Annotated in this window: 16 protein-coding genes; 5 read left to right on the top strand and 11 right to left on the bottom strand. The window is 48.3% G+C overall.

Features of this window, described 5'->3' with window-relative positions; translation table 11 throughout:
• Positions 1 to 602: 602 nt before the first annotated feature.
• Positions 603 to 1,559, top strand: a complete 957-nt coding sequence (locus JNN12_08100; protein MBL7978291.1) for an outer membrane beta-barrel protein — start codon at positions 603 to 605, stop codon at positions 1,557 to 1,559.
• A 54-nt stretch (positions 1,560 to 1,613) separates the two neighbouring features.
• Here JNN12_08100 and JNN12_08095 read toward each other — a convergent pair whose 3' ends face one another.
• From JNN12_08095 to JNN12_08085, 3 genes are all read right to left on the bottom strand, one after another.
• A complete protein-coding gene (locus tag JNN12_08095; GenBank protein MBL7978290.1) occupies positions 1,614 to 4,358 on the bottom strand; it encodes a PAS domain S-box protein in 2,745 nt (914 codons plus the stop codon).
• 376 nt (positions 4,359 to 4,734) lie between these two features.
• Positions 4,735 to 5,856: a DNA polymerase IV gene (gene dinB, locus JNN12_08090; GenBank protein ID MBL7978289.1), complete on the bottom strand. Its 1,122-nt coding sequence runs from the start codon at positions 5,854 to 5,856 to the stop codon at positions 4,735 to 4,737.
• Positions 5,857 to 5,964: 108 nt separating this feature from the next.
• Positions 5,965 to 7,269, bottom strand: coding sequence for a hypothetical protein (locus tag JNN12_08085; GenBank protein MBL7978288.1), 1,305 nt, complete (start codon positions 7,267 to 7,269; stop codon positions 5,965 to 5,967).
• A gap of 271 nt (positions 7,270 to 7,540) precedes the next feature.
• On the opposite strand from JNN12_08085, the gene JNN12_08080 reads away from it, so the two are divergent.
• A complete protein-coding gene (locus JNN12_08080) occupies positions 7,541 to 10,912 on the top strand; it encodes a DUF11 domain-containing protein (GenBank protein ID MBL7978287.1) in 3,372 nt (1,123 codons plus the stop codon).
• A gap of 253 nt (positions 10,913 to 11,165) precedes the next feature.
• Here JNN12_08080 and JNN12_08075 read toward each other — a convergent pair whose 3' ends face one another.
• Positions 11,166 to 12,635 (bottom strand): proline--tRNA ligase, encoded by a 1,470-nt coding sequence (locus JNN12_08075; protein ID MBL7978286.1) that lies wholly within the window; start codon positions 12,633 to 12,635, stop codon positions 11,166 to 11,168.
• Between the two features lie 262 nt (positions 12,636 to 12,897).
• Here JNN12_08075 and JNN12_08070 point away from each other — a divergent pair, with 262 nt between their 5' ends.
• From JNN12_08070 to JNN12_08060, 3 genes are all read left to right on the top strand, one after another.
• Positions 12,898 to 13,470: a hypothetical protein gene (locus JNN12_08070; GenBank protein ID MBL7978285.1), complete on the top strand. Its 573-nt coding sequence runs from the start codon at positions 12,898 to 12,900 to the stop codon at positions 13,468 to 13,470.
• Positions 13,471 to 13,692: 222 nt separating this feature from the next.
• Complete coding sequence (locus tag JNN12_08065; protein MBL7978284.1) at positions 13,693 to 15,003, top strand: hypothetical protein; 1,311 nt, start codon at positions 13,693 to 13,695, stop codon at positions 15,001 to 15,003.
• Between the two features lie 136 nt (positions 15,004 to 15,139).
• A complete protein-coding gene (locus tag JNN12_08060; protein ID MBL7978283.1) occupies positions 15,140 to 16,711 on the top strand; it encodes a hypothetical protein in 1,572 nt (523 codons plus the stop codon).
• An 84-nt stretch (positions 16,712 to 16,795) separates the two neighbouring features.
• Here JNN12_08060 and mltG read toward each other — a convergent pair whose 3' ends face one another.
• The 7 genes from mltG to JNN12_08025 form a co-directional block, all read right to left on the bottom strand.
• On the bottom strand, positions 16,796 to 17,947 hold the full coding sequence (gene mltG / locus JNN12_08055) for an endolytic transglycosylase MltG (GenBank protein ID MBL7978282.1): 1,152 nt from the start codon (positions 17,945 to 17,947) through the stop codon (positions 16,796 to 16,798).
• Positions 17,940 to 18,287: a chorismate mutase gene (locus JNN12_08050; GenBank protein ID MBL7978281.1), complete on the bottom strand. Its 348-nt coding sequence runs from the start codon at positions 18,285 to 18,287 to the stop codon at positions 17,940 to 17,942. Before JNN12_08050 ends, mltG begins: the two co-directional genes overlap by 8 nt.
• A gap of 112 nt (positions 18,288 to 18,399) precedes the next feature.
• Positions 18,400 to 18,885: a GNAT family N-acetyltransferase gene (locus tag JNN12_08045; GenBank protein ID MBL7978280.1), complete on the bottom strand. Its 486-nt coding sequence runs from the start codon at positions 18,883 to 18,885 to the stop codon at positions 18,400 to 18,402.
• 1 nt (position 18,886) lies between these two features.
• Positions 18,887 to 19,918, bottom strand: coding sequence for a tRNA (adenosine(37)-N6)-threonylcarbamoyltransferase complex transferase subunit TsaD (tsaD, locus tag JNN12_08040; GenBank protein ID MBL7978279.1), 1,032 nt, complete (start codon positions 19,916 to 19,918; stop codon positions 18,887 to 18,889).
• Between the two features lie 346 nt (positions 19,919 to 20,264).
• Positions 20,265 to 21,560, bottom strand: coding sequence for a hypothetical protein (locus JNN12_08035; GenBank protein MBL7978278.1), 1,296 nt, complete (start codon positions 21,558 to 21,560; stop codon positions 20,265 to 20,267).
• Positions 21,561 to 21,698: 138 nt separating this feature from the next.
• A complete protein-coding gene (locus JNN12_08030) occupies positions 21,699 to 22,136 on the bottom strand; it encodes a hypothetical protein (protein MBL7978277.1) in 438 nt (145 codons plus the stop codon).
• Between the two features lie 274 nt (positions 22,137 to 22,410).
• Complete coding sequence (locus JNN12_08025) at positions 22,411 to 23,535, bottom strand: PLP-dependent transferase (protein ID MBL7978276.1); 1,125 nt, start codon at positions 23,533 to 23,535, stop codon at positions 22,411 to 22,413.
• Positions 23,536 to 23,539 lie beyond the last annotated feature (4 nt).

Raw genomic sequence — 23,539 nt, 5'->3', positions numbered from 1 at the left:
ACCTCGTTACAGGTAACGGGCGGGGAGGATAATCCATTAGCTCGGAGACTGTTTAGATGGGGGGCTGAATTCGTTGTTAGTATATTTGCAGAAGAAGCAATCAGAAACATAGGATACATCGCTACCGTAGATGTCTTTGGAAACAAACCTACGGATTGTGAAATCCCAGCTTGTACTATACAAATAATACAAGAATAAAAAAATATTGATATCTTAAAATCCTGTTTGATCATCTCAAGCAATCTTATGATCAAAAATATCGTATGGAGGTGCTAAGTCGTACACAGAGTGACTTGTTACGGGTGCTTTATGTTGCCTAAAATAGTGCTTAGGGAAATTCTTGATTAACTGTACGTAAAACACTTACAGGGTTTAATTAAAATTAACTACAACACGCCGAGCACAAGAAGTATTGCAAAAACAAAAATACATTAACGCTATTATTTTTTTGTTATTACAACAAAAATACACTCTTTATTAATTCCAAAATCACATAAAATCCAAAAAATTCATTAATAAACATCAAATAATGTTAATACTTTTACATTCAATTTATCTTTTTCTATAATGCCAACAGAAAATGGCTTAAACATTCCAAGATCATGAAACGCTTCAGTGCATTATTTATCTTCCTCGCGATCTTTTCGGGGCTTTTCATACAGGCACAAAGTCAAAAAGGCTTGTATTTTAAACCAACAGCAGGTCAGTTTGTGACGGTATCCCCCGGTGAATTTCCAAATGCAGGCTCCTTTGAACCACGTCAAACAGTTTTGACGGTGGTTAATCCTGCAACGGGCGCAACCAAGGTGGTTTCAGAAAAAGCGCTTAACGGGTCGTTCGGTGAAGGTCTCCGGTATGGCCTTACGGTGGGTTACAAATTAGATAAAAACCTCGCCCTTGAATTTGGGGTTACTTATTTTGAAGGAAAACCTCAGACCTTGGTTCAAAAAACAGTGACCGCAGGAACCACAACCCTCCTTGATTTGAAGGCAGAGAGTAAGGCCATTGCAGCGGAAGTAGCACCGACTTTTGTGGTTGGATTTCCCTGTAATCATAAAATAAAACCCTATGCCCGCGTAGGAGTTATATTGCCTGTTTATGGATACTCAGAAGTCAATACGACGATAAAAGACCAGATCGGCAGCGTGGCCGTAACAGTTAATCCCCTGTTTAAGTCGGCTGAATTAACACGAACGGAGAAGGTCCAGCCCAATCCAACTCTTGGTTTTATTGGTGGTTTGGGATTGGATATTCCGTTTGGTGATAGGTTTGGCCTCACAGCGGAATTAGAATACCGAAATACACCTGTTAGTTCAAAGTCTAAAGAAATGACAGCTTTTTCGGCAACCGGAACACTGGCCAGTGGCACAAAAATTCCAGTCACTTTAGACCAACTTCCTTATTATGCAAAAAATGTGGTCTATCAAGACGAAATTACTGAATCCTCGAATGTAGTAGGGCACGCAGGTTTTGATGCCACAAAAGCAGGTAATGAACTTAAATCCTATATTAATATAGGCGGCTTGGGTGCAGTGATTGGCTTGAGATTAAAGTTCTGATCTTTCAATCTGTTTTTAAATGCGACAGGCGTTCGGTTTTGGGCGCCTGTTTGGTTATGTGGCTGGCTGTGCAAGCGGGAGCCAGATTCGGAAGGTTGAACCTTTTCCTTTTTCACTTTCAACCTCTACCCGGCCATCCATCAACTCCAAAATCCGCTTCACCAATGCAAGGCCAAGCCCTGTTCCTTTAAAACGCCTATTGAGCCGACGGTCTTCCTGCATAAACGGGGTGAAAAGGTGAGCCGCGTATTCCTCACTCATGCCAACACCTGTATCCATAATTTCGATCGCAACCTCTGTATCGAATTTTGAAGATGTAACGGTTACCGACCCTTGTTCCGTAAACTTAGCGGCGTTTTCCAATAAGTTTTCCAAAACCTGTTGGATCCGTTGGGGATCTCCAATAACCACAGGTTCTTGCTGGGCAAGGTTCAACTTTAATTCTACGCCTTTTTGAGACAGGGCTACGGCAGCCTTGCTGGTAGCCTTGAGCACAACTTCGTGGAGGGGGACGGAGATGTGGCGGATGGACATGACCCCGATTTCGAGGTTCGATAAGTCGAACAAGTCGTTTACCAATGTGAGCAGGCGTTGGGAATTTTCGCGGATGGCAATCACGAACTCTGTCACCTGTGCGGGCATGGGACGTTTGGTTTTTTCTTCTACCTCCGCCAGTTCGCGAGCAAGAAGTTCTGCAAAGCCATTTACTGCGCCAAGCGGTGTACGGATTTCATGGCTCATGGTGGCCAGAAAGGCACTCTTAAGTTCATTGGCACTTTCTGCGGCGCGTTTTGCGTTGATCAGGTCGCTCTCTGCCGTTTTTTGTTCGGTCACATCTATTAGAATACCTCCAACCGTTACCCGTCGCGAGGAGTCTCGATGTGGGCTTGCTGATTCGCGCAGCCAGCGAAGAGAACCGTCTCGGTGTAAAACCCGATAAGTTACTTCACTTCCGATGCCGCTACGAAGACACTGATCGTGGGCGGCGACCTCTACACGGTCTGCAGGATTTACAATTTGTCGTAGCCAGTCCACCCGTCCTTTTTCTCGATTCATCAATAGTTCGGGTGGATAACCAATCAGTTTATCAATTTGTGGGGTAATAAAAGTATATGACCGGCTGTCGTCGGGGGAAAACTCGAAATTAAATAGGCATTCGTCTATGGCGGCAACCGTTTGGTTATACCGTACTTCGGCAGTAATACGTCCCCAAAGGGCTTCGAAAGTGTGGGTCAGTTTTTCGACAAAGGATCGTTCGGTGGCATCCCAAGTTCGGCGGATATCAGATGTATGATGGACTTCGAAGGCCACAAAGCCAAAGGGGCGTCCATTTTCGAAGAATGGCTCCCAAATGGCCTCTAACATGCCGGAACGGTTAAGTAACAGAACGGCATCGGGGGTTAAAGGGTGCGAGCGATTGAGGTGCAGGACTTCTCGGTCAATGAGGGTACGCATCAGGATAGGAAAATCGGCTGCATTCAACGACTCAAATGGCAGGGGTTCGTGCCCGTCGGATGGCCAAACGGCATGGGCATGGTAATGGTTGTCCTGATCGGCCCGTAGAAAAACCGTCACCCGATCGGCTGCCGTAGCCTGAGCCAAAATTTCCACGGCACGTTCCAAGAAGGAGGTCTGGCTTTCATGGTCGAATAAGGCTTCACGTAAGGCCGCCTCAGCTTGCACATAGGATTTTTGGCGGTCTCTAAGGATTTCCTGTTGTTTCCGATGGGTAATGTCTTCCACAAGCAGAACCCCTCCCACAATGTCTCCGCTGGGATGGTGAATGGGCGCACCATGTACTGTTAGGAATTGTTCCCCGGTTTGGCGCAATATCTGGAGACGGACTTCTACGTTCCCGAACTCGGTTCCGGTACGCAACATCTGACGGATGTGGTCTTCTACCTCGGCGCCAAAAGGTCTTAGGGCGTAGATGTTCTGGCCGATCCAAGCGGCCTCTGGAGATTCTCCCACCAACTGCCGAAAGCGATGGTTCTCGAACGTTACAATGCCTATTTCATCCAGATGGATCACCCCTGTTGGGGTTTGTTCTAAAAAGACCCGATAGAGCGATTCACTCAGGAAAAGATCTGCATCCACCTCCGACTGATCCGTCACATCAAAAATAACCGCTTCTACCTCGCCAATGGTTTCGCGTGCGGCCAGATATAAATGGATCTCGGCAAAACGGGTTTCCTCGTTTTCGTGTTTTCGCTGAAACCGCGCACCAAAGGTTATTTTTCCCGCGTCTCGCACCTCCCGCAATGCTTTGGTAAACTTCCAACGGTCTTCGGGGTGTAATATTTCAAGTAAGAAAGGTCTATTCTGGGTTTCTAAGGCGGTATATCCTGTGATGCGTTCGGATTCTGTATTGGCCTGGAGCACGGTTCCATCTGCATTCATATGCAGAATAAAAATCGGCACTTTTTCAATGAGTGCTTTAAAGGCAGAGGGACTTTCTGGGATGCCGTTTTCTGCCAATAAAGCGGGCTTGCTCATCAATAACCAGCCACCTTGTTGTTGTAGGTGCAATACATGGAGTTGTCCGAGAGAAGATTCCACCACATAAACACCCTGTTCGTCTGGGACTTGGGTGCGCAACGTGTACATAAAGGCTCGCGGAACCCTCATCCCCTTGGTCAGGCCCCACTCGGTTTCGGCTTTGAGATTCACCATCAGTACCCGTCCTGTTTCATCCAATTGCGCCACCACCGAATCAGAGACACGTTGATCCTCGGTGTTTGTCAGGACATCGTCTTGAAATGGGCTGGTCCAGTCTGGAAGGTTTACAAGGTAGGTCACATTCAATTGGTTCTTGCAGATGAATCTATATTCGATACCTAAACCGTTAATTGGTTGTTTTGGTTGTATCAAATCCAGACGAAAACTGGTTTATTTTTGATACGAGTAACCATAAAGCTCTCAATGGTTGACCTTAAACACTTGCCATCAATGAATATGGTGTATTCAAATAAGGGCGGGATGAACCCTAAAACCTATGCAAAAATCTTGCCATCCTCTACGATAAACCAGTTTGTGGGTTGGCAAGTTAGCGCTGGGCACTTGAATTTATGGATATTAAGGCTTTATCATGCGTTCATAGATAAACAATATGCCACAATCGGGCCAAAACAGGTGCCGCAGGTGTTTTAGGAAATATTAATTTCCGGTGCATGTATTACATATGCGGATTCGTCGGTTCGATCAGTCCTCCATTTTCGAAAGGGAGCATGAGTTGTTTGCCCGCTAAATGGTCTTCCGTGTCTAAGTTAGAAAGCCCAATACCGATAAGTCGAATTCCTTTGGGGGGCGGCAAAAAGTTCCAGAGTAAATTAAGGGCAATTTGTTCAAATTGTTCGCGTGCTGAGATGGGCCATACAACTGATTTACTTCGGGAGATGATTTGGAAATCTTGGAATTTCAGCTTAAGAGTCACCGTTCGGCCATGAATCCGGCTTCGTTCCACAAATCGCCAAACATCTTCGGTTTGGGTCAGAAGTTTGGCCGATAGTGCCTCCCACGTATATAGATCTTCGCTAAAAGTGGTTTCGGAACTGATGGATTTCCGGATGCGGTCTGGACAAACCACCCGATGGTCTATGCCACGGGCCATGCGATAATAAAACCCGCCTGCTTTTCCAAAGTGAGTACGCAAGACCGCCTCTGGCTGGGCGCGAAGATCGGCGCCTGTAAAAATCCCCAGGTCGTTCATCCGTCGTGCGGTCACTTTACCTACTCCAAAAAAGCGTTCTATGGGCAAACTGGCCACGAAGGCTTCCCCTTGATGAGGTTTGATCACGAAAAGTCCATCTGGCTTTTTATAGTCTGAGGCAATTTTGGCGAGAAACTTGTTATACGACACCCCAGCCGAGGCTGTAAGTTGGGTTTCATCGCGGATACGCTCCTTAATTTCGCGCGCCATTTCGGTGGCATTTTGTATGCCGCGCTTGTTCTCGGTTACATCCAGATAGGCTTCGTCTAAACTAAGTGGCTCTACAAGGTCGGTATAAGACAGGAAAATATCTCGGATTTGCTGTGAGACTTGTTTATATACCTCGAAACGGTGACGAACGAAGAGAAGGTCTGGACACAAGCGTTTGGCCGTAATTGAAGGCATGGCAGACCGAACACCAAAGGCGCGGGCCTCATAACTGGCTGCAGCCACCACACCACGGGGACCGCCTCCGCCCACAGCAACAGGCTTGCCCCGTAATGCTGGATGATCGCGCTGTTCTACCGACGCAAAAAAAGCGTCCATATCTACGTGGATGATTTTTCGGGGAGAGCCGTCTTCCGCCATATACTTTTGGGTTTCCTGAAATTACGAAACAATGAAACCCAAAACAAAATTATATCTGATACACATATATCAAGATGCAATACAACCGCGATTTTAGGATAGAAATGGTCAACCTATTAAGGCAGCGCCTCCCTGCTGTACCTGCTTCAGGGCTTCGATGGCATCTGCTAAGAGCGCTGAACCGTCGGTGTGGGTATCATTCATCAAAACCCCACCAATAGAAATGGACTGAGCCGGAAAACGCATTTCGGATGTTAGGTTATACTGAATGTCGGAAATCCAGTCTTCGGCGTTAAAAGTGGTACCGTATAAGAAAACGCCTACCATCAACTCGCCAAACCGTTCGATCCGACCAATATTTCGGATGGCCTTTTCCACCCCTTGCCAAAGTTCGCTTTCCCTTGCAACAATAACATCGGACGTCAGTTCTTTATCTGCGGCGATGTATTGGTTCAGATAGATCAATGCAAAAACCAATGGAAGATTTTGGTTTCGGGCTTTTCGCATTTCATCTGCAATAATTTCTTTGCGAGGCCGTGTGGCGTGTCCTGCCCAAACTGTGGGGCCGGAGTTGATGGACGTGGTTTTTTTATGCTCGGCTATGACAGCAGAAAGGGTTTGTGCAAAACCGGAAAGAATGCCCGGATGGTGTACCGAATGGGTCGCGGTGGCATCTGCAACCAAATACCCCCATAAACCATCTTGCAAGTGGATGGGCGCGGCAATCAGGCCAATCAACTCAATGTGTTTGGCATAATAGAGCGGCGTTTCTGCAATTTCGGAGGCCGTGAGCACCGAAATCTGTTCCTTCGGGTCTATGACCCGAAGGAAAGGAGTGGATCGCGGGATCTGGATATGTGGTCGGATCGCCTTTTCTTCCGAGAATATCCCTTCGATGAAGGCATGGTGTTGCCCTAAACGGAGCAATACAACCGTATGGGCCATAGAAGCGGCTTTTACGGCTTCGAGGGTGTGCTTAAAAACCTGTTGAATGTCCACGGGTGTTGGGTCCGATTCGTTGTGTGGTGTTGGGTGTACTTGGCTGATTGGGGCAGCCTTGATTTTTAAAAAGGTGGGCGGAGCCACTTGAGGAAGCGGGGAAGAAGATGTTTTGGTCGGTGTTGTCTTGGCGCGAACACTAAGAATTTCGTCGGTGTTGGATGACACAGGCTTCAGGGTACGCGGGCTTGGTTCCGCAGATGCCTGTTCGGTCTGGAGGCTTGGCCTTGGTGTCTCCGTCGTTTTTTCTTTGGGTCGTATGTGTTCGATGCCTACTTCGTGCAGGGTTTCGCGCTTAAATTCGGTTTTAAATCGCTGGGCATCGGTAACCTGATTGTTCCGATTAAAATAAACCAAGAAGAAAATACCTGCCAAGAGAACAGCCAAGATCAGGAAAATGATCGAAACGGTCATAGGTTAAACAATTGATGCGGAATAACCCGCTTCGCAGTTCAGATCTGAAGTACGGAGGGAAGCACGGGTTTTTTATGCAAGATAATCCGTAGGTTAATGGAAAACAAATTGGTAGCTCCTGAAAACATTAGAATTTTTTCTCTAAAACCAACAACCTTTCGGGAATTTGCATCTAACAAAACGACAAATTGGAACGCTTTTTGTTTTTAGTGTTCAATGAACAGCGATATTTTTTAGATTGCTGTACTAAACCATAAATCTGATTATTGTGATGGATCGAATTTTCACACTTCCTGTATATTGGTTAGCATTTGGTTTGTTTTGCTTTTTTTTGCCATTAGGGGCTTCTGCACAACAAACCGCCGACTTGGGTATCACCATGAGTGACAATCTTGAGAATACTTCGGCGAGTAGCCAGTTGACCTATATTATCACGGTGATCAACAATGGCGCCTCGGCGGTGAATGGGATGACGGTGGTGGTGAATCTACGCACGCCACTCACCAATCCGATATTCACACCCAGTGGAGGGACCTACAATGCCCAAACAGGCGCTTGGAGTGGGTTTACCTTGGGCGTTGGTGAATCTATTTTTTTGGAATTAAAAACCACCGTGGCGGCCAATGCTGTTCCGGGCTCCATTCTGACAACAGCCTATGTACTGCCGCCGGCAGGTTTTTCAGATCCGAATCCAGCCAATAATACGTGTGCAGACAAAACCCAACTTCCTGGCAGCAATTCTACTGCCGATTTGGGCATTGTGAAAAGCGACAACCAAACCACCATTGCTCCAGGAGGCATCCTGACGTACCTGATCACGGTTGTGAACAATGGCCCAGCCACGCTCGAATCGTTTGCGGTGATAGACCGTCTTCCGCCCTATGTTACCGTGGCTGGCTATGATGTGAGCGCGGGGCAATACAATGCCACCACAGGTGCTTGGACGGGTTTGAACTTTGCACCCGGAGAAAGCCTTTTTATGCAGGTGACAGCACAGGTTTCTGCAAATGCACCCGGAGGTACTTTGCTGTTGAATACCGCCTACGTTTATCCACCAAATGGGACCATAGACCCCAATAGCGACAACAACACTTGTCATGATGTAACGACGGTTTCTGGAAACAATCCTCCCCCAGTCAGTGAAGTGGATCTTGGCATCACCAAATCTGATAACCGAGCGAATGTGACACCAGGCGAAGATTTGACCTATACACTCACCATCGTGAACAATGGCCCCGCAACCGTAACCAACATGGTGGTCATAGATACGCTCCCTACCCATTTTGTGGGACCGTATGCCTACACCACCCGGAGCAGCAGCGGCCAAGTGAATGTAGGGCTTTATGATCCGGCAACGGGCTTATGGAATGGCCTAAACTTTGCACCGGGCGAGAGCCTGTTCTTGGAAATTAAAGGCAAGGTTTCGGCATCTGCTCCACAAGGTAATCTGATTAATGTTGCATCGGTTTCACCACCGCCGGGCTATACCGATCCAAAATCCGACAATAACCATTGTGAAGACAAAACACTGGTGGTAGGCCCCGGTGGAGCAGATGTTAGTGTACAGAAAACCGTTAGCAATCCCATTCCCGCTCCTGGCGACGAAGTGGAATGGACCATTTCAGTAACCAATAATGGTCCCGAAACCGCACAAGCCGTTTTTGTTAGCGATCGTATTCCTGTGGGCATCTCTTTTGTATCATTAGTCAGTGCAACACAGGGAACCTTCAATGTCCAGAATGGCAGTTGGGATGTAGGAACGCTGAATGCAGGAAAGACGGCCACCCTGATAGTTAAAACCTCGGTTAATAATGGTGCGCCTGCCGAGGTAAAAAACTGTGCTACGGTCACAACAACCAGTAACGACCCAACAGCGGCCAATAATGAAGGCTGTGCCAGCATTGCGCCAAAGACTGTTTCTTGTTCTTGCGATGCAGGCGTAGAATCGAATGGCGATTTTGCATTAGCGCTGGCCCAGAGGGCCTTTAACCGCCAATTTGTGCGCCAAGAAGGGCCTATTTCCACCCTCCATAAAACGGCTTCTCCAATGGCCTCTGTATTGGCAGAGTTGGTTCCAGCAACTGGCCCAGAGGGCGCATTACCGTTCGACCAGACATGGGCCGTTGAAGACCTGATGTCGTATGGAGTTACGAAAGCAAAAGCCCTTTATGCTGTGGACTATAACCAAATTAACAAGAACAACCGTCGGATGGCAGGGATTTTTGCCGCCGTTACACAAGGCCACCACTATGAACACGCAAAAGTAACCTGCGACCGCTTTGGAACCCATACTTTAGATGAAGTAAGAATCCTTGAAATTGCTGGAAACCCCTTTGTATTGTCCAAAATTATGCGTGCTGATGGCCAATTGGATTATTCAGTCACGTTTACCGCTCGGAAAACAGGCAATGGGTATTTGGTGGATAGCCGAAATGCTATCGTAGAGTATTCGCTTCCGGCTTCTAAGGAAGAGGAAGTTCTGACGTTTGAGGTTTGGACCCTTTCACCGGAGAAAACCGCTGAAATGGTTCAGGAAATCCTGAAAAAACTTCAGGCACGCGGAGCGGTTACCATCAACAATACTGAATGGAATGCGCCAACAATTCCGCAAATTTATGTACGGAAGGGGCGTTACGAGCAGTCTAAGTTGGTTTTTGAAATTGCAAATCCTAACGGACTTTCGACCGCAAAACTGACCGGATTTATCCGAAACTCGGAAGTGGCAACGGATACCCGCACGGTGGATATGACGCTTAATTTGTCCGGAAAGTCGGTTCAGAATATCACCATTCCAACAAATGGCCCCCTCTATGACGCAACCTTCGAACTGTCGGACGGCACACAGAAAGGCATTGACCAATTATATTATGCCGATGGTACATGGAGTTACAATGTGCCTCATTTGGTTCAGGAAGCCGCTTTGAAGGTTGTGCCACAAGAAACGTTTACCCCTTCCACCGATGCCTATGTGGTGGAGCGAAATGCACAGTTCTCCGGAAAGCTAACCGAGGCTTTGGGAAACAATCAGGTGGTCAGTCTCTTTCGGACATTGCGGGCAGGAAATACCGCAGCGGACTTTAGCGCCTATAATGCCATCGAGTTTATAGCGTCTGGCTCTGGAAGGATTGAGTTTTCTCCGGAAAAAGCCTCGCGGGCTGGAAACGAACAATTCCGCACTGTTTTTGACCTTACGTCGTATCCTAAAACCTACACCATCCGATATAGCCAACTCAACAATGGCGCTGGTGATACATTTACTGCCGAGGACTTGCGTTGGTTGTCTTTTTATGTATTGCCTGCTGCTGGTAAAGGTTACCCACAAAACTTCGAGATTAGCCTGAAAGACGTTAAGTTCATTGCCAATGCGGAACCACTCCCTAAAGCCTATAAACTCTATCCGAACTACCCCAACCCGTTTAATCCAACAACGGTGATTGAGTTTAATGTGCCCCAGGCTTCGGAGGTGAAGATTGCAGTATATGATGTATTGGGACGAGAAGTAAAAGTCTTGGCCAATGGACAGTTTTTCCCCGGTTTACACTCGGTGGTGTTTGATGCAACCGGACAACCTTCCGGTGTGTATTTCTACCAAATGTCTGTAGGGCGAAATACCTTGACGGGAAAGATGATTTTGGCGAAATAAAGAGAGGATCCCCATTTTCTAAACGGGACAGTTTTTGAGGGCGGTCCCGTTTTTTTGTGGCAATCAGCCAAAATTCTCATCGGAACTTATACCACAACACAATTGTGAACGAACCGTGATTTTCTAACGATGTTGGACAAGCACTATCTATTGGAGATGAGTACGTTGCGCAAGGGAAGGAGTCGCCAAACACACCCCGTATCCGGAAATGGGGAACGGGGTGTTGCGTCTGGCAGCAGTAAAACAGGATATATTAATACGCCCGTGCAAAGAGAACACGGCCCGCAGAAGGCTTTCCTGAGCGAGGGTCGGTTCCCGCTTCCGGTTTTTGATCTAAAGGAATACACCGAATGGTGGCCTTGGTTTCCTCTTTAATAAGCGCTTCAGTCTCGGCTGTCCCATCCCAATGCGCCGAGATAAAGCCACCTTTGGATGCTAAAACCTCTATAAATTCGTCCCAGGTCTCAACAGGGGTAATCATCTTGTCGCGGTAGGTTTGGGCACGGTCAAAAAGATTTTGCTGGATTGCCGCCAAGGTGTCTTCGATGGTCTGGACTAAATTCTCTTGCGTAACCGTTTCTTTAGAACGCAGGTCCCGACGGGCCAATTCGATGGTGCCTTTTTGCAGATCTCTTCCACCAAGTGCCAGACGGATTGGTACACCTTGTACTTCGTACTCATTAAATTTCCAGCCTGGCCGTTGGTCTGAGTCGTCTAATTTTACCGAAATCCCCGCAGTTTTCAGGTCAAGTGTAATGGCTTTGGCCCGTTCTAAGACTGCTACAGCATTCTCTTTCCCAGCAATTGGCACCACGACCACTTGCGTAGGGGCAATTCGGGGGGGCAACACGAGTCCCTGATCGTCCGAGTGTGTCATAATAAGCCCCCCAATCAACCGTGTAGAGACGCCCCAAGACGTAGCCCAAACATATTCCAATGCGTTAGACTTGTTCTGGAATTGAACATTAAAAGCTTTGGCAAAGTTTTGTCCCAAAAAGTGACTAGTTCCCGCCTGAAGGGCTTTCCCATCTTGCATCAGGGCTTCGATACAATAGGTTTTATCGGCACCTGCAAACTTTTCACTTTCGGTTTTAACCCCTTTAATGACAGGCATGGCCATAAAGTGCTCTGCAAAATGGGCGTAAATGTCTAAGATTTTTTCGGTTTCTTCGATGGCTTCTTCTGCGGTGGCATGTGCCGTATGGCCTTCTTGCCATAAAAATTCCATTGTTCGGAGGAAAAGTCGTGTGCGCATCTCCCACCGAACCACATTGGCCCACTGGTTGATGAGGATGGGCAAATCCCGCCAAGATTGGATCCAAGACCGATAGGTATCCCATATAATGGTCTCGGAAGTAGGGCGAACGATCAGGTTTTCTTCTAACTTCGAGTCTGGATCGGGTTCCACGCCGGATTTGTCTTCCTTTACCCGCAACCGAGAGTGCGTGACAATTGCGCATTCTTTTGCAAATCCCTCAACGTGATCGGCTTCTTTCGATAAAAAAGATTCTGGAATAAAAATAGGGAAATAGGCATTCACGTGACCTGTTTCTTTAAACATTCGGTCTAGTTCCGCCTTCATATTTTCCCAAAGGGCAAATCCGTTCGGACGAATGACCATACACCCACGAACGGGGGAGTGTTCGGCGAGCTTTGCGTTCTTCACCACATCCTGATACCACTGCGAGTAATCGGTCTCGCGTTTTGTTATTACGTCTGCCATTCTGTACAGTATTGACTAATATGATGGACACATCCCGTTTACTATCCCATGAAAATGATGGCGAAATTGCGGCATAGGTGTCACAAAATTGTTACGGCATAGTGATTGCATTGAATTTCAATAAAGAATGGAATGCAAGTCCCATACCTGAGTAATGAAGTAATATACATGCCGGAAGGGGCGTGTATCCAACTTGGATGGCGTGAGATTTAGAATAAAAACACCCAACACCCCTCCATAATCATAAAACAGGAGAAAGACCATGAGAAGAGTGGTATTATTGCTTTTTTTGATGATGCAAGTAGGCTGTATTTCCACGCAAATGCAATACGAATCGGGTAAAAATGCGATACAACTTTCTGAGAGAAGGTTTCTAGTTTCATACGCCAACTCCACCTTTCCGCCCGCGTTGGTTCAGGTCTATTTGTTGCGTAATTGTGGTGAAACAGCCTTAAAAAATGGATTTTCCCACTTTGTGCTATTAGGAAATGGAAAAAGTGAGACCATAGAACTGATCAACAACGAGCGCTACTCAGTGATTACGGCTACATCACTACTCGGTGAGGGGGCAGAGCGAGTGGTGGAATACGAAGATGGAACCCGCGAAGCGATTACCACGGCCTACAAAAAATCCCTTTCGGTGGAAATGATTGGTCTCAACACCGAGGATCTTAACAGCCAAAATCGTCCTTATGCAAATGATGCCGCGATGGTTGCAGCATTTACCCTAAAACGTCCGATTGAGCACGAAATCTCGCGAAAGGCATGGCGGTGGATGGGTGGAACTAGTTTGTCCGTACTGCTCATCTCCCTACTATTAATGAGTACCATATAGGGATCACTAAACAATATTTTAGAAAGCGCCGTCTTAGCATCAGGCAACACAGCCAATTCGGCACAACACTTGCTGCTAAAATTAATCAGGGGAACCATTCTCCGTTATAACCGATTTAACTGGTGACATTCAGCAACCTGTAGGCGGCTACACACAATAGGTAAAATCTTACCACAACAACTTGGCGCTCCCAAAACGTTTATCAATCTTTAAGATAAGGCTATGAAAAGTTCGATGCTCCGTCAACCCCTTGCGACCCTCGCGCTCTTTGCCGTTATGGTAGGGCTGAGCGGTTGCTACACCCGCATGGTGGTGGTGGAACGCCGCCCAGCGGACGATCGCTACTATGAAAACGAACGTGCCGAAGATGTTCGTTATAGCGATGAAGGCGCGGTGGATGTAAACCGCTACTACTACGATGATGACGATTATGCCTATTACGACCGATACGATTATTATCAGCCGTATAACTACTCGTTCTACTTCGATGCCTTCTATGGCCCGTATTCTTGGTATCGTCCATCGTACAACAATTCCTACTACGGGTATAATTATTACGACTATTACTATTACGACAGCTATTGGAGTCCATGGCGTCCGGCAAGTTGGTACAGTTCCTATTGGTGTCCACCGGGCTACAACTACTATGGCTATTCTGGCAGGTATTATGGTAATGGCTATTATGCTGGCTGGTACGATGGCTTCCATCACGGAAATCGGTATGGGGGATATGGCAACACGGGGAATTATGCTCCTCGTGGCCGGTATAGCAGCGGTCTCGCAGCCGTCGGCTCCACTTCTACCTCGCGTACACGTGGCTCGTTAAGTCCAGGATTGGCGACGGGTTCTCGTGGAACTGCTTCTGGCGTTTCCCGTACTTCTCGTGGAACATTAGGAGATGCACCACAAAACGTTCAAGGTCGTCGGACGCGAGGATCGGACGTATATGGCACCACTACTGGCGGCAGTACGTATAGTGGTAGCTCGCGTGCAGGCCGAGATGGTGGCTACGGATCACAAACCACGGGCAGTACTACACGGCGTCCGGCTCGCGGAGAAGATACGTACTCCACTGGCAGTCGAGGAACGCGCGGTTCCAATGCCAACAGCACCAGTACTGGTCGCGGCACTTCCACCCCAAGTGCAACGGGTCGTGGATCCAGAGGCAATGCCAATAACAATGAGTTGGGTACCGGGTCTCGTCAGGAACCCCGCCCTTCTGCGCCCGCTGCCACAACCCGACGACCAGAGAGCCGTCCGGCAGACCGTGCGCCGGCCTATCGTCCTGAGCGTCGTCCTGAGTCACGTCCTTCTTCAGGCAGCAGTGATTCCGGTAGCCGCCGTAGCTCCGAGGCATCACGCCCCAGTTCTCCCCCACCGTCATCGAGTTCTGGTGATTCCGGTAGCCGCCGTAGCTCCGAGGCATCACGCCCCAGTTCCTCTGGTTCTTCTGGTTCTGGCTCGTCCCGTTCCTCTGGCTCTGGTAGTAGCTCTTCGGGCGGCGGGGAATCCAGAGGTCGTCGCGGTAATTAATCCGGTAAAGAAACCCACATTTGGGGCCTGTGCAATCTAAGACATGGCTGTACAGGCCCTTTTTGTATCCCAGAGGATTCATTTTGCGTCCTTTTAGATCATGATTAAGTCTTCAACATTTAAATCGTCAAATAAAATGAAATACCGATTTTTGAAATCTGTTTTAGTGGTAGGTATACTTTTTGTCGGGGCCCTCTCCTCACAAGCACAAAGCGCCGAGGATGCTATTCGTTATACACAACGCAGCCTAAATGCGGGCGCCCGATCGGTCGGGATTGGACTTACCGGACGTGCTGGGATCGGAGATTGGTCTGCAACCGCACTCAATCCGGCTGGTTTGGGATGGGCCAAATATTCCTCGTTTCAGGGTGGTTTGCAGGTACTGAGCGGCGAAGACGAATCTTCCTATGTGGTTCCGGGTGTGGCTGCGAAAAACAATACGGAGGCATTTAGCACTTCTGGGATTTCCAGTTTGGGCTATTTGAAGAAGGTGAATGTGTCTCGTGGCTCCTTAGCGTTTGGTGTTGGGGTAAACAAAGTTACGCAATACGACCGTAGCAATAACTTTTCTGGGGAGAATGGTAAGAACTCGATTACCGATTATTTCCTTCCGGCGGAAGATGCTTATACGGTTAATGCCGGAACAGATGGCATTATCGGGACAAACGATGACCGTTTTTCGTTTACTTCACCCATCTCTACCATTGCTTTCGAGACCTATGCGATAGACTTTGATAAAGCATTTTATACGGCCCAAAAATATCCTTTTTTTGCAGGTGTCCAAACAGGAACCGTTTTGCAGGAAGGGGGCATTCGTGAAAGTGGCGATGTGAATGAACTGAATTTCGCGGGGGCTTGGGAGGCTTCACGCAATGTGATGGTGGGTGCTTCCCTGAATATCTTGTTCGGTAACTATAAATATCGCCGCAGTTTTAAAGAAAATGATCTTTATAATGATAATGATGGGGTTTACCCAACGGTGAACTTTAGTGGGCTGACCTTAACCGAGAACCTTGATACAGGCGTAAGTGGAGCCAATTTACGGTTTGGAGTCTCTGGAAAACTGACCGAAAAAATTAAAATAGGCATTGTAGCCGAGACGCCTACTGCGTATAATATTGCAGAAGAATACGCCACCATCCTTGCGACCAAATACGATGACGGAGAAACATATGAATATGGTGGACTTTCCAACGACGTCGGGACAGGGGCGTTTGAATACCAAATTGCAACCCCTTGGCGCTTGGGAGCCGGGCTTCAATATTCCAATAGCCACCTGAACCTTTTTGGAGATGTGGAGTTTACGGATTGGTCCAAAATGGAACTTAGTGCCGAGTCTGACCGCGATTATTTTAACCGTTTGAACGACAATATTGCAGAAAATTATCAAACAGTATTGCAAATGGCTGTGGGAGGTGAATTTATCTGGCGGAACTTTACGGTTCGGATGGGCGCTGGCAGAACACCTGATGCCCGCAAAAACCCCGAAGTGAACCGTGAAAAAAATTATATCTCTTTTGGGGCCGGTGTTAAATTCGGAAATAAATTTGAATTAAATGCCGGAGTCTTGAATGAAACCTACAAAGACTTGTATCTGCCATACACAGACCTATCCACCTTCAGCCCGTCACGCTTTAATGATGACCCGTTAGTGAATCGGAAAGTGAATCGTCAGATTGGAACCATTGAACTCAAAGTGACGCTCTAAGTCGGTGTTGGATCGTCATTCGAGCCATAAAAAAACGCCCTGTGGAATTCTACGGGGCGTTTCTCGTTTTCAGATGAGCAACTTTTACTGCTGCGTAGGATAGATATCCGGGTTTTGATTTTGCTCCGCTTCGCGGCGTTGTTCGGCTCGTCGTACCCGCATCATTGCTTGATAATCGGCTGCACGGGCATTGTGTTCGCTTAAGGATCGGCTAAAGAGATGGCCACCCGTTCCGTCTGCCACAAAGAAATAGTAGTCATGTGTTTCTGGGTTGATGGATGCTTTTACCGCGTTAAACGATGGATTGGTAATTGCGCCCGGTGGAAGGCCAGGATGGATATACGTATTGTATGGATGTGGGAAGGCGTAGTCTCGGTACAACAAACGGCGCATGATCCCGCCATCGGTTTCCATCAACGCATATTGCACGGTTGGGTCTGCCTGGAGCAACATCCCATCCCGCAAGCGGTTAGAGTACACCCCCGCAATCCGTGGTTTTTCGGCATCTTTTCGGGCTTCCCATTCCACAATACCAGCAAGAGAAACCACTTGGTCTAAGGTCAGATTACGAGCCTTCATCTTGGCCTTCATGTCCTCGGTAATGCGTGCCATAAACTCGGCTTTAATGCGGCGGATTAACGGGCGCACCTTAGTTCCCCAATACACATTGTAGGTTTCGGGCATCAGGTAACCAAATAGGTAGGAGGGTGTTGTATTGAGTTGGGCTGCGAAGGTTTCGTCTCTAAGGGCAGCATAAAATTCGGCGGGTGGGATTTCTAATTTCTTCTCCAGTACCTCGGCCACTTTTTTGGGGCGCCATCCAGGTAGGAACGTTACTTTGATCGGTGTTTGTTCGCCATTTTTGATTCGGGAAATAATATTCCAATTAGAGGCGCCGGACTTAAATTCGTAGTAACCGCCTTTAAACGAACGTCGCGCACCTGTAATGGTTGCCAATATTTTAAAAGATGTTTCGTTCTGGAGAATGCCCGCATCACGAAGGCCACGAAGTACGCCATCGAAGCCGCTTCCGGGCTTGATTTTGGCTCCGCGAACCCCTTCGTAGGATAACGTGTTGCCGCTAAACATAAAATATCCAACCGCCAGCAAGACAATACCCAAGCCAATACCAAGGGGTCTGGCTAGTTTCTTAAGCAAAGAAGGAGATACGGATTCCGGGGATGGAGTGGATGTTGACGGGGTGGGTGGTGTGTTGGGTGTGGGGGTATCAGACATCGTTTTCACTTAGTTGTCGTTCAAGAGAACGGGTTTCATCTATGATCCGTTCATACAAACGTCGAACGGCTTGATTGGAAAGTGGGCCAGGATTGGCAGAACTAACATTGTTCAATACGTCTTCTTCTCGGGCAGGAACATAAACCGGAAGCCCCACTTTCCGCTTAATATGTCCGATGGCTACGGCGCAGTTCGCTCGTTCATTCAGGAGGTTGATCATGAGGCGATCAATGACATCAATCCGGTCTCGCCACGGTATCAAGTCTTCTTGGGTAGGGTGTTCCGGCGTGATGGGCGTAACCGCGTCTAAACGCAAAAGCAAGTTCGTGGGGTCGGGCATTATGTATGTTGGTTGGAAGTAAGGAATTTTAAAAATTACGACCAAATCTGGTTCATCCCACATCAAAAATAGATGGATGACAGAATTTTAAGGTTGTATGTTGCTTCGGGATTTATGGAGTTGTTTTTTCCATTCGGAAATTATCCATTTCTACCCCACGTACCTGCACTGTTTGACGTGCGACGACCATAAATCCAAAAGCAGCAAAAAAAGGGCGTGCCGTGAGGCTTACATCCGAATATAAACGGTCTAAATGCCACGTTTGGGCTTGCTCCAACAAGCGGATCATGAGGTTCCGCCCTACGCCCACACGCTGAAAGTCTGCATGAACATAAAAGCAATTGATGTACCCATCTCGCGCAATTTGGCCAAATCCTACAATGTTGCCCGCGACCTCGGCCACAAAAGTTTGTACGGGCGGCTCAAAAACAGATGGCCAGCGTTGCATATCCGGTGGATCGGGTGCCCATGCAAGCACTTGTTCGGACGTATAGTCTATTCGGTTTACGATTCGAACGGTTTGTGTAAATAGGTGTACCAAGACTTCGCGGTCTTCCTGCTGCATGAGACGTATGGAGACGTGAATTGAGCCGTTCATGTTAAACCGACAAATTGGGCTGGGCATTTAATGAAAGGGGGCTGGTGATGCCCGCACGGAGTTTAAGCAAACCCGTCACCCCAATCATGGCCGCATTGTCCATGCAGTATTTGAGTGCAGGAATGTGTACGGAGAAACCATGCTCGATGCCTGCCTTGTTGATGGCTGCCCGTAAAGCGGTATTGGCGGAAACGCCCCCCACAACAGCCACTTGTCGTAGCCCGGTCTCCGAGATAGCCCGTAACGTGGTCGCCAACAACATGTCTATCACTGCCGCCTGAAAGGAAGCACATAAATCTGCCAGATGCTGTGTGATTTCTATTTCCCTTGCTTCATCGGTCATTCTACCCAAATGATACAACATGGCCGTTTTGATGCCACTAAAGGAGAAATCATAACCCGGCAAATTGGTTCGCGGGAACCGGATGTAGGTAGGGTTTCCCTCACAGGCCAACTGGTCAATTTTGGGTCCACCCGGATAACCCAGATCAAGCAGTTTGGCTACTTTATCAAAGGCTTCGCCCGCAGCATCGTCTCGTGTTTTTCCGATTCTAGTATGCCTAAACCCTTCCTCTACAATCGTCAATTCAGTATGCCCACCCGAAACAGTCAGACATAAAAACGGAAACGCAGGCGGATTTTCTTCTAAAAAGACAGAATACATATGCCCTTCCATATGATTTACACCCACAAAAGGCACACTTTTGGACATAGCAAATGCCTTAGCAAAACTAAGCCCCACGAGCAACGACCCAGCCAAGCCAGGGCCATAGGTTACCGCAATCGCATCCACGTTGTGCCGAGAAACCCCGGCCTGTTCCAAGGCTTTTTCTACAACGGGCACAATCCGACGCTGATGGTCGCGAGAGGCCAGTTCGGGTACTACACCACCAAAACTGCTATGCACCTCCTGCGAAGATAATATAGAGGAACGAATTTCGCCCTCCACAAAAACGGCTGAGGCTGTGTCGTCGCACGAAGATTCAATGGCGAGTAATACACGAGGGTTGATCATGAGGTCGGCATTTTTCATTGCAAGGGGCATCAAAATACAATACAGATTTGCGGGCAGCCAAACGAAATTCTGAGCGATTTCGTTACCTGTCGCTGCTGGAAGTTTCGTCTTTCATCAGAACCCTTTGTGAAAAGATCATGAGTGGCGACAGTTACTTTATGATGATGACGCACTTTTGATGGATTGGTTTTTGACCCTGAGTTGTTACCAAGGATTTGTTATTACCTCTTGATTCTAAAGAACTTATATTGGACTCTATGCCTTTGTTTTGGGTCATTTAATATATGCGAAAGCCCCCGCAGGATTCCCACATCCGTACAGGGGCTTTTCAGCGATCACAAGGGGGAGGTGTGATACTGGGAGCTTAGTTTTCTTTTACAATCTCTACCCGGCGACGCATCCGAACTTCCGTTCCCTCGTCTGTACGGATGGATTTTTCGTTACCATTCCGGAAAGAATTGGTGGTGCTAGGCGCCACGTTTTCGCGGGTTCCAACACGGTTCCGGGTGTCGGAGCGGTACCGGACGCCATCGCGATACCCGTTGTCCTCGTAGTACCAGTCGTCGTTGTAGCTAAATCCGGCGACCGTATAGCCAAAGCCGTATTCATCGTCTTCTGGTACAAGAGGCACCATGGTATAGTCGCGATAGTAGCGATCGCTGATAAAGTGGCTGTATTGTACTTCATAAGCGCGGCGGGCGCGGAAGTCGAGCACGGCAGCACGGGCATTTCGGGCAGCACCAATGTAGTAGCTGTTGGTATAGCGTGTGTTTATCAGTTCAAATCCGGAAGACGGGTCTCCGATGATGTACGTCATGTTGTCGAACTGGATGTCACCACTGGGGCTAAGGGTAGCATAAAGGCGACCAAAGTTTCCCGGCAAAGAATTTACTGAACCAATGTGATAACCGTCTCTATATAAATCAATTCCTGTGATCGTGTATGTAATACGTGCATGGCTGAATCCAGAGCGCACTGTTTCCTGACGAATTCTGGTGCGGATTTCTAACTCCGATCCGTTGTAGTCCCACCCATCTTCCACATATACATATTGCTTATAGACATAGTTAGAGCGCCAGCTGCTTCGGTTGCGGTCGTTCCAGATGGGACGATGCCAGCGAACACGGCTATAATCATATCCGAAATAAAGATCAAATCTCGGCGGATTCCAAGGGCGGCGTACCCGGTTATGGTTGGTACGGGGCGGGTTATTTCGGTTGCGATCTCCCCAATCTACACCATTATTGGGTCGGTGATCGTTGCTACGTCCATAGTTTGGGTTGTCACGGGTTCCACGGTTGTCATTCGCACGGTTGCCCCCATCTTGCGACCCGCGATTATTGCGGTTATCGTTATTGCGGGCATTGGAGTTCGGCCCATCTTTACCACGTTGTGGGTAAATGACGGTTGCAGGAGGCGTGGAAGGCCGGGCTTCGTCGCGGTTTCGGCGATTGTCGTTGTTGTCGGAGGACGAGTTGCTTCCACGGGATCCGCGTGAACCATTGTTATCGGCGCGTGGTGCAGGGGTATTCGTAGGTGGCGTGCTGTTGTTGTTATCGGAACGGCGGCCTCGTTGTGCAAAAGCATCGGGCATGGCCATTAGGCTGATCAACATCAGTGTCAGCATCCATCTAAGAGGAGCGTAATGGAGGCTTGTCATGGCAATTAAGATTTAAAAGTTCAGGGTTAGGTTCGGAGTTCCGGAGGCCGTTCAGGAAGGCGTTCATGGCTCAAATGATGTTCCTGTGGCCTCCGATACCCGATTATGCCGGATTATGCCGGCGTGTGGTTGCTATTCTTAGTGGAAAATCCGGGAGAGAAGGCCCGGTTTGCGGTAATGTCGGCAAGAGCGGACACATTTTTGGTGGCGGCAACTGGGGTGGTGTCCCCGATAATTCCAGCCGAAATACCGACAAGTTCGTACACAGTGTCCGGCGGTACAACTCCGGTGATGACGATAGCGATAATAGCGTCCGTGCCAGTCCGATCGGTCGTAGCGGCTCTCATCTACCCAACGGCCATTATAATAATACACATCTCCATAACGATGGTTGTCGCGGTAACGGTCTTGGCTTCGGTTTCGGTCGTTATGTCGGTCGCGGGGTCTCTCGGTTCTACCCCTATCGTCACGACCACGTGTGTCGCGGTCTCGTCGGTCCCGTTGCGCCTGAACCTGAGCGGCGGAGGCCATTAGGCACAGGAGCAGGGTCCCAAGTAGCATCGTACGGTTTTGCATGTGTTTCATTGAACAAACTCCTTTTGGTTTTGTTAAGGAACTTAAACCGGGCTTTCAGGCGGATTATAAGTTGTTTTCCAAAACGGGTGTTTTTCGGAAACACGCCGGATGATGCCCTTTTCATCCTTGCTTACTTATTCTTTTTGCCAAAACCATTCCAAAGAAGGATACACATAAAATAAGCCTCATTTGAGGCTTATTTTGAGGCTTAGACCTCTTATCAGGCTTTTACAATTGTCCTATATTAAGGACATACGTACCTTTCAATAGACAGTCAACCTGCTAATGCTTGTGCCAAGTCTGCAATTAAGTCATCGGGATGTTCAAGGCCAATAGCGCATCGTAGTAAGGTAGGCGGGGTGGTTGTTGGCGGTTTTTCAACGGAATAGCGATGCTCAATCAGGCTCTCTGTTCCACCCAAACTGGTGGCGCGGGTAAAGACCTTAACCCGATCGGTAATGGCGAGGGCTTCTTGGGCCGTTCCGAAAACCTCGAACGAAAATAAGCCACCATATCCCGACATTTGGTGTGAGACAAGGGTTTGAACGTCTCCGCTGGCAAGTCCCGGGTAATGTACACATTTGACACGGTGATGCCCCGCAAGAAAGGTGGCTACAAGGTGGGCATTTTCCTGGTGAACCCGCATTCTGGCACCAAGCGAACGCATTCCTCGCATCGCAAGCCACGCACTGAAGGGATCCATGACGGCACCACCCAATGTCTGGATGTCGCGAATACCACTCAGAAGGGTTTCATCTTTTGCGACCACAGCCCCAGCCAAAACGTCTGAGTGACCACTCAGATATTTGGTTACAGAGTGCATAACGAGGTCGGCCCCGTGTTTTAGCGGATTTTGGAGCAGAGGCGTAGCCAGTGTATTGTCCACCACCAGAAGGGCATTGTTCTGGTGCGCAAGCTGTGCCAAAGCATCAATATCCGAAATGAGGCATAAAGGATTGGAAGGCGTTTCCACCCAGATTAGCTGGGTTTTTAAACAAATTTTGCTTTGTACCAGAGCAGGGTTGGTCATGTCCACCCGGTCATAGGAGAGACTTTTTCCGTTAAAAACGGTTTCCAGCAGTGCCCCAATACCAAAGTATGCGGATTCAGGAATCAAAACATGACTTTTTGGCGGCAGGCTTTGAAGAATGGCCATTGTAGCAGCTTGGCCACTTGAAAAGGCTGCACAAGCCACTCCACCCTCTAACCGTGCCAAGGTGTCTTCAAAGAGTGTGCGTGTTGGGTTTCCGGAACGGGTATAAACATACCCACCCGGATATGTTCCATCACCCGCTCGTTGGAACGTGGTTACCAAATGAGGAGTATGCAAAAGAGCGCCAGAAGCATCATCCGAGGTAGTTCCGGCATGGGCTAAGAGGGTTTCGGGGTGCAAGCTCATGCAA

It is taken from the genome of Bacteroidetes Order II. bacterium (assembly GCA_016788705.1).
In the GTDB taxonomy this organism is placed as follows: Bacteria; Bacteroidota; Rhodothermia; order Rhodothermales; family UBA2364; genus UBA2364.
This window is presented reverse-complemented; position numbering and strand designations above follow the sequence as displayed.

Excerpts from the sequence above, each read along its gene's own strand:
- JNN12_08100 (MBL7978291.1), top strand. The coding sequence starts at position 603 with ATGAAACGCTTCAGTGCATTATTTATCTTCCTCGCGATCTTTTCGGGG.
- dinB (MBL7978289.1), bottom strand. The coding sequence starts at position 5,856 with ATGGCGGAAGACGGCTCTCCCCGAAAAATCATCCACGTAGATATGGAC.
- JNN12_08085 (MBL7978288.1), bottom strand. The coding sequence starts at position 7,269 with ATGACCGTTTCGATCATTTTCCTGATCTTGGCTGTTCTCTTGGCAGGT.
- JNN12_08080 (MBL7978287.1), top strand. The coding sequence starts at position 7,541 with ATGGATCGAATTTTCACACTTCCTGTATATTGGTTAGCATTTGGTTTG.
- JNN12_08075 (MBL7978286.1), bottom strand. The coding sequence starts at position 12,635 with ATGGCAGACGTAATAACAAAACGCGAGACCGATTACTCGCAGTGGTAT.
- JNN12_08070 (MBL7978285.1), top strand. The coding sequence starts at position 12,898 with ATGAGAAGAGTGGTATTATTGCTTTTTTTGATGATGCAAGTAGGCTGT.
- JNN12_08065 (MBL7978284.1), top strand. The coding sequence starts at position 13,693 with ATGAAAAGTTCGATGCTCCGTCAACCCCTTGCGACCCTCGCGCTCTTT.
- JNN12_08060 (MBL7978283.1), top strand. The coding sequence starts at position 15,140 with ATGAAATACCGATTTTTGAAATCTGTTTTAGTGGTAGGTATACTTTTT.
- mltG (MBL7978282.1), bottom strand. The coding sequence starts at position 17,947 with ATGTCTGATACCCCCACACCCAACACACCACCCACCCCGTCAACATCC.
- JNN12_08050 (MBL7978281.1), bottom strand. The coding sequence starts at position 18,287 with ATGCCCGACCCCACGAACTTGCTTTTGCGTTTAGACGCGGTTACGCCC.
- JNN12_08045 (MBL7978280.1), bottom strand. The coding sequence starts at position 18,885 with ATGAACGGCTCAATTCACGTCTCCATACGTCTCATGCAGCAGGAAGAC.
- tsaD (MBL7978279.1), bottom strand. The coding sequence starts at position 19,918 with ATGAAAAATGCCGACCTCATGATCAACCCTCGTGTATTACTCGCCATT.
- JNN12_08035 (MBL7978278.1), bottom strand. The coding sequence starts at position 21,560 with ATGACAAGCCTCCATTACGCTCCTCTTAGATGGATGCTGACACTGATG.
- JNN12_08030 (MBL7978277.1), bottom strand. The coding sequence starts at position 22,136 with ATGCAAAACCGTACGATGCTACTTGGGACCCTGCTCCTGTGCCTAATG.
- JNN12_08025 (MBL7978276.1), bottom strand. The coding sequence starts at position 23,535 with ATGAGCTTGCACCCCGAAACCCTCTTAGCCCATGCCGGAACTACCTCG.